12 protein-coding genes are annotated in these 14,037 nt (G+C 53.5%); all 12 read right to left on the reverse strand.

What is annotated here, in order from left to right; translation table 11 throughout:
• Nucleotides 1-6 precede the first annotated feature (6 nt).
• Nucleotides 7-1,485, reverse strand: a complete 1,479-nt coding sequence (der, locus tag DBY68_RS02095; protein ID WP_108473403.1) for a ribosome biogenesis GTPase Der — start codon at nucleotides 1,483-1,485, stop codon at nucleotides 7-9.
• Between the two features lie 134 nt (nucleotides 1,486-1,619).
• On the reverse strand, nucleotides 1,620-2,798 hold the full coding sequence (gene bamB, locus DBY68_RS02100) for an outer membrane protein assembly factor BamB (protein ID WP_108473402.1): 1,179 nt from the start codon (nucleotides 2,796-2,798) through the stop codon (nucleotides 1,620-1,622).
• A 10-nt stretch (nucleotides 2,799-2,808) separates the two neighbouring features.
• The gene (locus tag DBY68_RS02105; RefSeq protein ID WP_041686196.1) at nucleotides 2,809-3,429 is read right to left on the reverse strand and encodes a YfgM family protein; all 621 of its coding nucleotides are present in this window, start codon (nucleotides 3,427-3,429) and stop codon (nucleotides 2,809-2,811) included.
• Between the two features lie 33 nt (nucleotides 3,430-3,462).
• A complete protein-coding gene (hisS, locus tag DBY68_RS02110; protein WP_108473401.1) occupies nucleotides 3,463-4,737 on the reverse strand; it encodes a histidine--tRNA ligase in 1,275 nt (424 codons plus the stop codon).
• Between the two features lie 185 nt (nucleotides 4,738-4,922).
• Complete coding sequence (gene ispG, locus DBY68_RS02115; protein WP_108473400.1) at nucleotides 4,923-6,041, reverse strand: flavodoxin-dependent (E)-4-hydroxy-3-methylbut-2-enyl-diphosphate synthase; 1,119 nt, start codon at nucleotides 6,039-6,041, stop codon at nucleotides 4,923-4,925.
• A 25-nt stretch (nucleotides 6,042-6,066) separates the two neighbouring features.
• A complete protein-coding gene (gene rodZ, locus DBY68_RS02120) occupies nucleotides 6,067-7,077 on the reverse strand; it encodes a cytoskeleton protein RodZ (protein WP_108473399.1) in 1,011 nt (336 codons plus the stop codon).
• Between the two features lie 277 nt (nucleotides 7,078-7,354).
• Nucleotides 7,355-8,521, reverse strand: a complete 1,167-nt coding sequence (locus tag DBY68_RS02125) for a bifunctional tRNA (adenosine(37)-C2)-methyltransferase TrmG/ribosomal RNA large subunit methyltransferase RlmN (protein ID WP_108473398.1) — start codon at nucleotides 8,519-8,521, stop codon at nucleotides 7,355-7,357.
• A gap of 256 nt (nucleotides 8,522-8,777) precedes the next feature.
• Nucleotides 8,778-9,209 carry a nucleoside-diphosphate kinase gene (gene ndk / locus DBY68_RS02130; protein ID WP_015963434.1) on the reverse strand — a complete coding sequence of 144 codons (432 nt, stop codon included), beginning with the start codon at nucleotides 9,207-9,209 and terminating at the stop codon, nucleotides 8,778-8,780.
• Nucleotides 9,210-9,351: 142 nt separating this feature from the next.
• A complete protein-coding gene (locus DBY68_RS02135) occupies nucleotides 9,352-10,080 on the reverse strand; it encodes a 4Fe-4S binding protein (RefSeq protein ID WP_158529098.1) in 729 nt (242 codons plus the stop codon).
• A 134-nt stretch (nucleotides 10,081-10,214) separates the two neighbouring features.
• Nucleotides 10,215-11,039 carry a DmsC/YnfH family molybdoenzyme membrane anchor subunit gene (locus tag DBY68_RS02140; protein WP_108473396.1) on the reverse strand — a complete coding sequence of 275 codons (825 nt, stop codon included), beginning with the start codon at nucleotides 11,037-11,039 and terminating at the stop codon, nucleotides 10,215-10,217.
• Nucleotides 11,032-11,661 carry a DMSO/selenate family reductase complex B subunit gene (locus DBY68_RS02145; RefSeq protein ID WP_108473395.1) on the reverse strand — a complete coding sequence of 210 codons (630 nt, stop codon included), beginning with the start codon at nucleotides 11,659-11,661 and terminating at the stop codon, nucleotides 11,032-11,034. The genes DBY68_RS02140 and DBY68_RS02145 overlap by 8 nt, the downstream gene beginning before the upstream one ends.
• Nucleotides 11,658-14,036, reverse strand: coding sequence for a DMSO/selenate family reductase complex A subunit (locus DBY68_RS02150; RefSeq protein WP_233503868.1), 2,379 nt, complete (start codon nucleotides 14,034-14,036; stop codon nucleotides 11,658-11,660). Before DBY68_RS02150 ends, DBY68_RS02145 begins: the two co-directional genes overlap by 4 nt.
• Between the last annotated feature and the right edge of the window lies 1 nt (nucleotide 14,037).

Below are 14,037 nucleotides of genomic sequence, written 5' to 3' on the forward strand. Positions count from 1 at the left end.
TAGTAATTACTTACTTTTCTTAATGTGTTTAATGAGACGCTTACGCTTACGCATCTGGGTGGGGGTCAGCGTATTGCGCTTATTCGCATACGGGTTCTCCCCTTCCTTGAACTGGATACGAATCGGCGTACCCATGACATCCAGCGACTTACGGAAGTAGTTCATCAGATAACGCTTGTAGGAATCCGGCAGGTCTTTTACCTGGTTGCCGTGAATCACCACGATTGGCGGGTTATAACCGCCGGCGTGGGCATATTTCAGTTTCACGCGACGACCACGCACCAGCGGCGGCTGATGATCTTCCACCGCCATAGTCATGATACGGGTCAGCATCGCGGTGCCAACACGACGCGTCGAGCTGTCATAAGCTTCACGTACGGATTCAAACAGATTACCCACGCCGCTGCCGTGCAGTGCAGAGATAAAGTGCACGCGCGCGAAATCGATAAAGCCCAGACGGTAGTCCAGCGTCTCTTTCACCTGCTCTCTGACTTCGTTGCTCAGGCCATCCCATTTGTTGACCACAATAACAAGTGAGCGCCCACTATTCAGGATGAAGCCCAGCAGCGACAAATCCTGATCGGAGATACCTTCACGGGCATCAATGACCAGCAGCACCACGTTAGCGTCTTCAATCGCCTGCAACGTCTTGATGACGGAGAATTTCTCGACCACGTCGGTTATCTTGCCGCGTTTACGCACACCGGCGGTGTCGATGAGCACGTATTCACGCTCGTCGCGCTGCATCGGGATGTAGATACTGTCACGCGTCGTACCCGGCATGTCATAGACCACTACGCGGTCTTCGCCGAGAATACGGTTTGTAAGTGTAGACTTACCTACGTTCGGGCGACCGACAATCGCCAGCTTGATAGGCAGCGTTGTCGGGTCGAAATCATCTTCCGGCTCTTCCAGCGCTTCGCCGTTCTGCTCCGCTTCAAATTTCGCCCAGTACTCCGCGTCTTCGTCTACTTCTTCCGGCGGGTTCACGTCATCAACAAACGGCAGCAACACGTGTTCCAGCAGGCTGGTCACGCCGCGACCATGGGAGGCAGCAATCGGGTAGATATCACCCAGACCGAGCGACCAGAAATCAGCGATGGCCTGATCGGCATCAACGCCGTCCGTTTTGTTCGCCACCAGGAAGGTCGGTTTTTCACGGGAACGCAGATGTTTGGCGATCGCTTTATCCGCCGGCATCAGCCCGGCGCGCGCATCGACCATAAACAGCACCACGTCAGCCTCTTCAATCGCCAGCAGCGACTGTTCCGCCATACGGGTTTCCACGCCCTCTTCCGTACCGTCGATACCGCCGGTATCGATACAGATAAACTCACGGCCTTCCACTTCAGCACGACCGTATTTACGGTCACGAGTCAGACCCGGGAAATCCGCGACCAGCGCATCACGAGTGCGCGTCAGGCGGTTAAATAGCGTGGATTTTCCAACGTTAGGGCGCCCGACAAGCGCGACCACAGGAATCATGTTAAAGCCTCATTAACTCAAAATTTGCTTTGCCTGGTGGCGCATCGCCATCAAGCACAAAAACAATAATAATAAAAATAGCAAACGGCCCCTGATTCAACAGGAGCCGTTATTCACTGAATCACCGCACTATTTTAACGCGTAATCGCGTACAGCGTACCGTCTTTTGCCTGAATCAGCAGTTTGCCATCGGCAACCACAGGCTCAGTCAGGAAGCCAGAGCTGTCCACTTTTTGCTGAGCAACAAAGCGGCCATCTTCGGTGTTAATCCAGTGCATGTAACCTTCGCTATCGCCAACCACCAGGTTGCCGTTATACAACGCTGGCGCTGTCAGCAGACGGTGCAGCAGATCGCTTTGCGTCCACAACGTTACGCCGCCGTCAGTGGTGAGCGCCAGCAGGCGGTCATTCTGATCGACCATGTAGATGCGGTTGCCATCGACGATGAAATCATTCACCGAGCCCAGCTCGCGTTTCCACAGGATCTGGCCGCTGCGCAGATCCAGCGCGGTCAGGTTACCGTTATACGCCAGCGCGTAAACGACGCCATTGGCGATAACCGGTGTGGTGTCGACATCGCTCAGACGATCAATTTCAGTGTTACCCGTTGCCTGAGAGATACGTTGCTGCCAAATCAGCTGGCCCTGCTGCATCAGCACGGCGCTAACGCGGCCGTTATCACCGCCCACAATCGCTGCACCGTAAGCGACAGCCGGAGCGGATTCACCGCGCAGAGACAGCGCTGGCATATCCAGGTTGACAGTCCATTTGATCGCGCCGTCTGCTTCGTTCAGCGCCTGCAACTGACCGTTGCTGGTGTGAACCAGCACCAGACCATCGCTGACAACCGGACGAGAGAGCACTTCACCCGCCATAGCCGTCTGCCAGGTGATGGAACCATCGCCAGCGTCCAGAGAATAGACTTTCGCTTTTTCACTGCCGACATAAACGTGACCGCCAGAAACGGTCAGGCCGCCGGAAAGCAGCGCCGGTTTACGAGACAGCCAGCCATCTTTTTCCGCCAGATCGACAGACCAGACTTCTTTGCCGTCATCCGCGTTCACCGCTTTGACGGTACCACGACGGTCAGCCGCATAAACCACGCTGTCCGCATAGGCCGGATGCAGGTTGGAATAGAAGTTGCCAATTCCGTTACCCACCGACACATCCCATGCGGTAGAAGGTGTGAACTGGTTTTCAACCGTCGGCAGCGGGGACATTTTTACGATATCTTCTTCGCCGCTAAACCAGGAACAACCACTCAACAGAGTGACAGAAAGCAGTCCTGGCAAAAGTAATTTACGCAATTGCATCGGGTCCCTCTCAGATGGACAAATTATTAATTTTCATGCGCATCATTTCGCTGAGCGCAGGTGAAGCATCGCTTTTCGCCCCTGCTTCCCAGGCCGCGCGAGCGCCTTGTTTGTCACCTTTGCTGAGCAGAATTTCCCCGCGCAAATCGGCGACGATAGCCGTCCAGCCTTCGCCTTTAATGCTTTCAATGGTCTTCAGCGCCGCATCAGGCTGCTTCATTTGCAGCTGAACGCGTGCCAGACGCATGCTGATAACCGATTTCAGATTCTCATCAGAAGCCGCAGCTAAGCCCTGGTTCAGCTGTTTTTCCGCTTTATCCAGTTCATTTTTGTCTACGTATTGCTGAGCCAGTTCCAGCGAGGCGAAAGCACCGTAGGTGTTTTTCGATTCGGCCGCGAATTTCTCCGCTCCGGCCAGCGCTTCCGGTTTCCCTGAACTGAGAGAAGAAACGGCATTTTCATAGGCCTGTGAAGATTCACGCGCCGTATTCAGCTGATGGGACGTCCAGTAACGCCAGCCAACCAGCGCTCCAATCCCTAAAATGACCCCAACGGCCAGGGCTTTACCGTTTTCGGCAAAGAAACGCTTAAGCGCGTCAACCTGGTCGTTTTCATTATTGTACATTTCCACGCAGTCCTTCTCCTGATAAAAATGTCCGGGAGATTAACCCAGAATAGTGCGCAAATGCGCGGCAACGCCGTCCTGCGTTACGGTTGTCTGTTCGCCAGAACGTAAATCCTTCACGACCACATTCGCTTGTGCGACTTCAGACTCACCTAACACCAGAGCAACGCGTGCACCCCATTTGTCCGCACGGGCGAACTGTTTCTTGAAGTTGCCGCCGCCGTGGTTTGTCATCAGTTTCACACCTGGAATGGCATCACGTACCTCTTCAGCCAGGCGCATTGCGGCGGACTGAGTATCGGCACCTGAGGCTACCAGGTATATATCGACAACAGGATCGGCTTTAAATTCCGGATTAACTGCCTGAACTAACAAAACAAGTCGTTCGAGGCCCATCGCGAAGCCCACCGCCGGAGTTGCGCGACCGCCCAATTGCTCAACCAGACCGTCATAACGCCCACCAGCACAAACGGTACCCTGCGAGCCCAGGCTGTTGGTCACCCATTCAAAAACGGTGCGGTTGTAGTAGTCCAGACCACGCACCAGACGCTGGTTGACGGTGTAAGCAATGCCTGCCGCATCCAGCAGAGCGCACAGCCCGGCAAAGTGTTCGCGAGAGTCATCGTCAAGGTAGTCACCGAGCGCAGGAGCATCATTCAGCAGCACCTGAACGTCCGGATTTTTTGAATCCAGCACGCGCAGCGGGTTGCTGTACATACGACGTTTACAATCTTCGTCCAGCTTCTCTTTATGCTGTTCGAGGAAAGCAATCAGCGCATCACGATAGTTCGCACGCGCTTCGAGGGAACCGATAGAGTTCAGTTCCAGCGCCACGTGCTCTGAAATGCCGAGCGCGCGCCACCAGCGAGCGGTAAGCATAATCAGCTCGGCGTCGATATCCGGCCCTTGCAGACCAAACACTTCGCAACCCAACTGATGGAACTGGCGGTAGCGGCCTTTCTGCGGACGTTCATGACGGAACATCGGCCCGATATACCACAGACGCTGCTCCTGATTGTACAGAAGACCATGCTCGATGCCGGCGCGTACGCAGCCCGCAGTACCTTCCGGACGCAGGGTCAGGCTATCGCCATTGCGGTCCTCAAAGGTATACATCTCTTTTTCAACCACGTCGGTCACTTCACCGATCGCGCGTTTGAATAACGGGGTCTGCTCTACAATCGGCAAACGGATTTCACTGTAACCGTAGCTGCCGAGCACGTTTTTGAGTGTGCCTTCAATGCGCTGCCAGATGGCGGTCTCGCCAGGCAGATAATCGTTCATGCCGCGAATGGCTTGAATGTTTTTTGCCACGTTTATTCTCTTTATAAATATAAAAATGAACCCTCAGCGGATTACCCGCAGGGGTTCAATCATACACGGGAAGTTCGGGTCGTCATATACACTTCATCCTTCAAGTTGCCTCTGCGTTGGCTTGCCGTCTTGACGCAACCTGAATGATTTTATGTATACCTTGAGAACGCGGCCTTCCCATCTTGTTATTTTTCGACCTGCTGAACGTCGATGCGATTAGCTTCATCCAGAATCGTCGCCTTCGCACGAATGCGGGCTTCAAGCTGGTCAATCATATCGTTGTTATCCAGACGGTCTTTACGCACGCCATCTTCGTACAGGCCGCTTTTCTTATTACCGCCTGTTACGCCCAGCGTTGACACCAGCGCTTCACCCGGGCCATTCACCACGCAGCCGATAATGGAAACGTCCATCGGTGTGATGATATCTTCCAGGCGTTGCTCCAGCGCGTTGACCGTACCAATGACGTCAAATTCCTGACGTGAACAGGTTGGGCAGGCAATAAAGTTGATGCCGCGCGAACGGATGCGCAGGGATTTCAGAATGTCGAAACCGACTTTGATCTCTTCAACCGGATCGGCCGCCAGCGAAACGCGCAGCGTGTCGCCAATTCCTTCTGAAAGCAGTAATCCTAAACCGATCGCTGATTTCACCGCCCCGCTCCGGGCGCCACCCGCTTCTGTGATCCCCAGATGCAGTGGCTGATCGATCTGCTTCGCCAGCAGACGATACGACTCAACGGCGAGGAAAACATCAGAGGCTTTCACGCTGACTTTGAACTGATCAAAGTTCAGACGATCGAGGTGATCGACATGACGCATCGCGGATTCCAGCAGCGCCTGCGGCGTCGGCTCACCGTATTTTTCCTGGAGATCTTTTTCCAGAGAACCGGCGTTTACGCCAATGCGGATAGGGATATTTTTGTCGCGCGCGCAGTCCACAACCATGCGGATACGTTCTTCGTTTCCGATATTACCGGGGTTGATGCGCAGACAATCGACGCCGTATTCCGCCACTTTTAGCGCAATACGGTAGTCGAAGTGAATATCAGCCACCAGCGGCACGCTGACCTGCTGTTTGATGAGTTTGAACGCTTCTGCCGCGTCCATCGTCGGCACGGAAACGCGAACGATATCCGCTCCGACGCGTTCTAACGCTTTGATCTGATTGACCGTGGCTTCCACATCAGTGGTGCGCGTATTGGTCATCGACTGTACGGCGATGGGAGCCCCATCGCCAATCGGCACGTTCCCAACGTAAATGCGTTTCGATTTTCTACGTTGAATTGGAGCCTGGTTGTGCATGAAAAATCTCCCGCGTTGCCGTCTGTTACTGTGCCGGTGATTGTTCGGCATTCACGGTCAGACGCGCAACCTGGTTAGTTCTGATAAAACGACTCAGATCGACAGGTTTACCCTGATACTGGATCTGCACTGCAGCCGGCGCGCCAATTTTCAGTTTGTACGGCGCCTGGCCGACGAGATTCAAGTTACCATCTTTACGCTGCAAACCGCTGAACAGTTTTTTACCGGTCGCATCGGTAACTTCGAGCCAGCAATCCGCGGTAAAGTTCATTACCAGCGCATTGGGATCCACGGCTGGCGTAGCAGACTGAGCCGGATCGGTTGGCAGGCCTGTGGCAACCGGTGCGGTCGTTTGCGCGGTCGCGGCCGGGTCGACATTCGCCTGAGACGGCGCAACAACGGCATTATTCTGCGCGTCGGTTGCTGGCGCTGGCGTTGTTGTCTGCGCTGGCGTTTGCGTCGCGGCGGTATCAGCAGGAGCGGTCGTCGGTGCCGTCGCTTCAGGTGCGGCTGGCGCGCTGGTTGCACCAGTGTCCATTGGCACATCCTGAGAACCGGTATTGCTGCTGTTATTGAGTTCTACAGAGGATTGATCCGCCATAGTAGTGATCTCTTCCTGCTGCGCTTTGTGGTTTTGCCACCACCACGCCACCGTAAGACCGACGACCACAAACAGCACCAGCCAGGTGAAGCTCATCAGCCAGCCATCACGTTTTTTACGACGTTTACCCAGCGAGAAGCTCTGCATCGGCGCGACTTTGGCGGCGCGAACCGGTGCCTGCTTTTCCATCATCGGCAGCAGTTCTTCTTCAGGAATATGAACGAGGCGAGCGTAAGAACGGATATAACCACGCAGGAATGTTGAAGCGAGTTCAGCGGGGGCTTTATCTTCTTCAATATCGCGAACGGTGGAAACTTTCAGGCATAACCGTTCAGCAACCGCCTGCTGGCTGAGTCCGAGTTGTTCACGGGCATTGCGTAAACGGGAGCCCGTGGTACGTGCATCTTGTTGATCAGGGTTGGTTTCAGTATTCATTCGCTACAACTGCTGGTTCGTGAAATTAAGACTCTGATGCAGACTACGCCTACACCGCGAAACATCCGATCGTTGACTTCGAACAGACAGGACAAGCTGCCCGGTTAGCGACCTCAAAACAGCACCGAAGACGGTAGCGGCACTGTCATTCCAGGGCTACATACTGCCTCAATACTGGCGGAAACGCACCGTAATTATTAACCAGATCAGTACGTTTCGCCTAATCCTTGCCCATTTAACGTCGCGCACGCCATTTCTGCCGTGCGCGAAGGCAGGGTTACACAGCTTTTACGTCAATAGCCTCGCCCTGCATACGCTTACGCAGGGTACGTTTGGTACGGTCGATAACGTCGCCGGCCAGCTGGCCGCACGCGGCATCGATGTCATCACCGCGCGTTTTACGCACGATAGTGGTGAATCCGTACTCCATCAGTACCTTAGAGAAACGGTCGATGCGGCTGTTAGAGCTACGGCCATACGGCGCGCCCGGGAACGGGTTCCATGGAATCAGGTTGATTTTGCACGGCGTATCTTTCAGCAATTCGGCCAGTTGATGCGCGTGTTCAGTACCGTCATTGACATGGTCGAGCATCACATACTCGATAGTCACACGCCCCTGATTGGCGTTGGATTTTTCCAGATAACGGCGCACCGCCGCCAGGAAGGTTTCGATATTGTACTTTTTGTTGATCGGTACAATTTCGTCACGAATTTCGTCGTTTGGCGCATGCAGGGAGATCGCCAGCGCAACGTCAATCATATCGCCGAGTTTATCCAGTGCCGGAACGACGCCAGAGGTGGACAAGGTGACTCGACGTTTGGACAAACCAAAACCGAAATCATCAAGCATGATTTCCATTGCCGGGACGACGTTCGTCAGGTTCAGCAACGGCTCACCCATGCCCATCATCACCACGTTGGTGATAGGACGCTGACCGGTGATTTTAGCCGCGCCAACGATTTTCGCCGCACGCCAGACCTGGCCAATAATTTCCGAAACGCGCAGGTTACGGTTAAAACCCTGCTGCGCCGTAGAACAGAATTTACACTCTAACGCACAGCCAACCTGTGAAGAAACGCACAGGGTCGCGCGATCGTCTTCCGGGATATAAACCGTTTCAACGCGCTGATCGCCCACCGCAATCGCCCATTTGATGGTGCCGTCTGAAGAGCGCTGCTCTTCAACCACTTCCGGCGCACGAATTTCAGCGACTTCTTTCAGCTTATTACGCAGAACCTTGTTGATATCGGTCATCTCATCAAAGTTATCGCTGCAGTAGTGATACATCCACTTCATGACCTGATCGGCACGGAAGGGTTTCTCGCCTAAGTCTTTAAAAAACTCGCGCATCTGCTGACGGTTGAGATCCAGCAGGTTAATTTTTCCATCTTTATTGGGAACCGCCGGGATGGCGCTCTCAGGCGTGACAATTTGTTCAGACATAATCTTTACCGGCCTCGTTGTTACACGTTATGGCCCCTGGAGGGTTAATAAAAAGAAACGCCCCGGGAGAGCGGTCTGCTCGTCCGGGGGCGTTGCATTGTACAAATTCTGGCGCACGGACGCCACGTCTGCACGTGACATTCGTAAAAATAATCATACCTGTCTCAACCGTAGCCTGATAAGTGAAGCGCCATCAGGTGTCATTCGTTGAAACTGCCGGATGGCGCTTCGCTTATCCGGCCTACAGGCTGATCAATTAGCGAGTGCGCGGGCAGACTTCGCCTTCACCGAAGAAGTAAGCGATTTCGCGCTGTGCAGATTCAACGGAATCGGAACCGTGGGTGCCGTTTTCGGTGAAGCTGTCAGCGTAATCTGCGCGCAGGGTACCTGCCAGAGCGTTAGCCGGGTTGGTCGCCCCCAGCAGATCGCGGTGACGCTGTACCGCATTTTCGCTTTCCAGTACGGAAACGACGATTGGGCCAGAGGTCATGAATTCAACCAGGCCGTCAAAGAACGGTTTGCCATCATGCTCCGCGTAGAAACCACGCGCCTGCTCAACGGTCAGATGCAGCATTTTCGTGCCAACGATTTTGAACCCTGCCGCTTCAAAACGCGCAAAGATGCTCCCAATAACGTTTTTTGCCACCGCGTTTGGCTTGATGATGGAAAAAGTACGTTCAATAGCCATGATTACCTCTAAAATGTGTTCTGTTGTTATGCATACATCGTATGACCTGGCGCGGATTATAATGAGACAAACTCGCCTTGCCTATGGACGAAGGTAACATTTTTTTAAAATAAAACGATGTTAGGCAACAAAGGAATTAGGCTTAATCACGCATGCCGTGAGAATGACGCTGACAAAACAGGCATCGTTTCGTAGTCGCGTTAAGCGACCAGAAGCGTTTATGACAGCAAACACAGTGTGATTCCGAGGCTATAAAATGTTGATGCTCTCTTTGTGAAACGAAAGGCATCAGAGTCAGCGCCTGATAGACGCAAACTGCGGCACAAGCGCCACAGCCTGTACACTTCACATCTTCAATAATCAGTTCTTCACCATTGAATATCATTAATTTTTGCGGACAGGCACGCCAGCAGGCTCCACACAGGGTGCATTTATGCTTGTCTATTGTTACCCGAAAATCACTCATCCAGGCCCACAATTGCCGCCAGCGACGTAAGCCTGGCTGAACTCTGGCAGATGCCGTCTTTTCAGGCCCCACATGAAAAAGTGCGCGTCGGGAAGTGTTAATTTTGCTTTGTGCGGGTCGTGAAAATGACCACTCAGGCTGACCATATTCCCGAAGTCGAAGATTTAGCCTGGCGATTGCCAGCATCCATTGCGGATGGCGGAGCGGATCCATTTCGACGCCGCGGATATGATTTTCCACATGCCAAAAAAGCAGCTCTTCTACCGTTGGGGCAATCACGGAGAAAGGCGCAACCAGAATATGATCGCGAAAAAAACGTTTCTCCGTTTCTACGCCTTCAATCGCCTCAACCGGACACACAAAAAGGCACGCTGCACATTTTACGCAGTGGTCATTGTCTACCACCAGTTTGCCATCTGCGCATGACAACGCCTGCGTCGGGCACACCCTGACGCAGGCGTCACACGAAGCGTAACGAAACTGGCGGCGCACGCAGCGCTCGCCAGGCTCCACGCCTTTTAACAGCGCGTTACTGATCATCAGCCGATACTGAAGAACACGCTACGCAGAACGACTTCCGCCACGAGCAACAGCACACCACCAGTCACCAGCCAGAAGGACGCGGCATTGCGGCGTACACCGCAAGCGAAGCACACAAGCCCTGCGACGCCAAGGCACCAACCAGCGATATGCACATCGCGAAGCTGCTGCAATTGGTGCAATGGAGAGTGTGGGAATGTCACGCTTTCTGTCGCTGCAGCAGTGATATCGTGTACCCAAACAGGCTGCATTAACAGGCGGATCAACATGATAATTACAATGATCCCCAGTACCCAGCGCAGCGACACGACCTGTGAAGGCAGAATGGCGAAACCTCGTAGAGCCGCCAGAACCAGGGCTCCCAACGTTCCTGCTGTACCCGCAAACATCACCAGTGTATTGATATGCTGCCAGCTGATAACCCCGGTATGGATGTAAATCTGCGCCATGCAGAACACATCAACCGCCCCCAACAATGCCGCGAGCCATAGCAGAAATTGCCAGCCTGGTTTACGGACAAATGCAACCACGATACTGAGTCCCAATGCCGCAAGGTAGAAACTGGCAAAGATAATTTCGCGGCTCAGCCATGAACTACCAAAATGGCGAAGCGCATTAAAAGCGTTAAGCGGATAGCCGAGATGGAGCGTGGAGGCCGTCAGGCCAATAGCTGCCAGAATGAAGCTTATTCCCAACGGCCACTGCATCCTGCGCCGCATATCGACAATCTTCTCCGCACGGCGGTGAGTTAATGCAAGGCCAATGGTCATACCGACCGAGCATTGCAACAGCAGCGTGAAGAGGATCAGCGGTAACTCATGCATGGCGCACCTCTTCTTTTTCCGCGCCCTGATGTGGCTTAATCACCAGATTTGGATGAGTGAGCGACGAATCCGGCAACCCCTTAACATCACACAGGTTGCCATTCTTCGCCCTCAATTCCTCAATAGGCCCAAACTGAATAGCCCCCAGCGGACAGGTTGCTACGCAAACGGGTTGTTCGCCCTTCGCCTGAAGGTCAACGCAGAAATCACACTTCGACATCTGCCCGGTCAGCTCATTCATCTGTGGCGCACCGTAAGGGCAGGACCAGGCGCAGTAGCCGCAACCGACACATTTATCCGTATTTACCCGCACGATACCATCGCCGGAACGCTTGTGCATCGCCGTAGTCGGACAGTTTTTAGTGCATATAGGATCAGCGCAGTGGTTGCAGGAAATGGAGAGCGTATAGGCAAAAACGTTATTCTGCAGCCCGCCCTGCCCGGTCGGCATAAAGCCTCCGCCATTGACCTCATAGACACGACGAAAACGACGTCCGACTTCAAGGTTATTTTTATCTTTACACGCCACCTGGCACGCTTTACAGCCGGAGCAGCGGGAAGAGTCGATAAAGAATCCCAACTGCTTGTCGCTCACCGGCGCATACTCTTTAAATTGACTCATACTTTCACAACCTCAACCAGCATCGTTTGATGGGAATTCCCTTTCGCCAGCGGCGTTATCCGTGCAGAACTGAGCACGTTGGGGCATCCGCCATGATCCACCCCTTGTTCATCCGGTTGCCACCAGGCGCCGGCCTGCATGGCCACCACGCCCGGAATGATCCTTGGCGTAACCTCTGCGGGGATCTCACACACGCCTCGATCGTTGTGAACACGAACGATCGTCCCTTGTTCGATGCCGCGCTTCTGCGCATCCTGAGGATTGATCCACAGTTTTTGCGTTTGAACTTCCTGCAGCCAGGGATTGGCGTACTGCGTAGAGTTGGCGCGATTTTTACCTTTCCAGGTGATTAACTGCAGGGGATATTTCGCCGTCAGGGGATCTTCCGGGCCTTCGTGCGCGGGTACATAGTGTGAAAGTGCCGGGATCTCCGCGTGTTTCATCTCATAAAGGCGTTGGGAAAAGATCTCAATTTTTCCTGACGGCGTCGGGAATGGATGATTCTTCGGGTCGCGGATGTTTTCTTCAAACGCGACATAAGGCCGGTCTTTAAAAAGATACTGACGCGTTTTTTGCAGCGTGGCGAAATTCGGTAGATTTTCATCCGGCATTGATTCCACCGTTTGTTGCCAGATGTGCTCAATCCACTGCTTTTCATCTCTGTTCTGACTGAATTCCGCCTCAATTCCCAGCTTTGCTGCAACTTCACGTAACCAGTCATAATCAGAGCGGCGTTCGAATTCAGGCTTAATCACTTTCTCAGACAGGATCAAATAGCTCGCCGTTCCCCAGGTCTCACCAATGTTCCACCGTTCCATAAAGCTGGTTTCCGGCAAGAGCACGTCCGCATACTTCGCGCTTGGTGTCATAAACAGATCGCTTGCGACGATAAATTTTATCTTCGACTCATCCTCCAGCACCTTCACGGCCTGGTGAAGATCAGGGTTCTGGTTCGCGAGGTAATTACCGGCCAGAGAGAAGAGCAAGCGGATATTGCTGTCGAGCTTATCCGCATCCTTCAGGCCCATCTCTGGTGTTACCTTCGAGGCATCATCTGCCGCTTGTACCCAGTTCATTACCGAGATTTTTGCTTTAACCGGATTATCAGGCATCTCTGGGCCCGTGGTGAATTTACGGCTGGCAATACCGCCATAACCCGCGGCCCAGCCGCCTTTTACCCCCACATTCCCGGTGATGGAAGCCAGCAGCGTCGAGCCACGCGCAGTACGTTCGCCACAGTTATGTCGCTGAGGCCCCCAACCTTGAATTAATGCTGCTGGCCTGGTGTTGGCATAATCGCGCGCCAACTGACGGATGGTCTGTGCCGGAACATGGGTAATTTTTTCGGCCCACTCAGGCGTCTTACGCACGCCGTCCTTTTCCCCCATCAGATAAGCGACCAGAGATTCATTTGCCGGAATACCTTTCGGCATACTCGCTTCATCGAAGCCGAGGGTGTAGCGCTGAATAAAGTCGGTATCGTGTAGATTTTCGCTGACGATGACATACATCATCGCATCCATTAGCGCGTTATCCGTCGTCGGCAACAGGGGAATCCACTGGTCAGCCAAAGATGACACCGTATCTGAGTATCGCGGATCGACCACAATGAAGCGTGTGCCGTTTTGCTTCATCTTCTGAAAGTAGTAATTCGTATGACCGAAGATGGTTTCCGTTGGATTATGCCCCCACAGGATCACCAGTTTGGTATCCATCAGTGTATCCAGGGAGCTGCCGCTGGCTGGCGTGCCATAGGTATACGGCGTGGCGGCGGCGGTGTTGCCCATACTGACCGAGTGATAGCTCTCAAGATAGCCACCGGTCAGATTCAACAAGCGCCGGGCCATTTTATCGCCGGAAAAGGTTCCGCCTGAAACAGCGGTACCCACGTGCACATAACGGGAGCTCGGGCCATATTGTTGCGTGATCGCTTTTATATTATCGGCAATAAGCGTTGTCACCTCATCCCAGGTGATACGCTCAAATTTACCTTCACCCCGTTTTCCAACCCGCTTCATCGGATATTTCAGACGGTCAGGATGATAAACAAATTTGCGGTATCCACGCCCACGAACACAGGCTCGCATTATTGGCATTTGCTCGTCCAGAGCTTCATCAGGACGCGTGGAAATACGTGTTACTACGCCGTCACGAATATGCGTGCGAATATCACACTTACCGCCACAGTCAAAGGTACTGCAAGTTTGAACAACACGCTCATCCTGGGCCCCTGATGACGTTTCATTTTTCGCCTGCGCCGCGCTGACGGAAGTTGCAAGAAAGGGAAGCGTGACCAGCGCTGAGCTGGCCTGTAAAAATCCACGTCGGGTTACCGCCGGGAAAATATCATCTTCTGTATTGCCCGTTTTATCCACT

The organism is Pseudocitrobacter sp. RIT415, assembly GCF_003057695.2.
In the GTDB taxonomy this organism is placed as follows: Bacteria; Pseudomonadota; Gammaproteobacteria; order Enterobacterales; family Enterobacteriaceae; genus Pseudocitrobacter; species Pseudocitrobacter faecalis.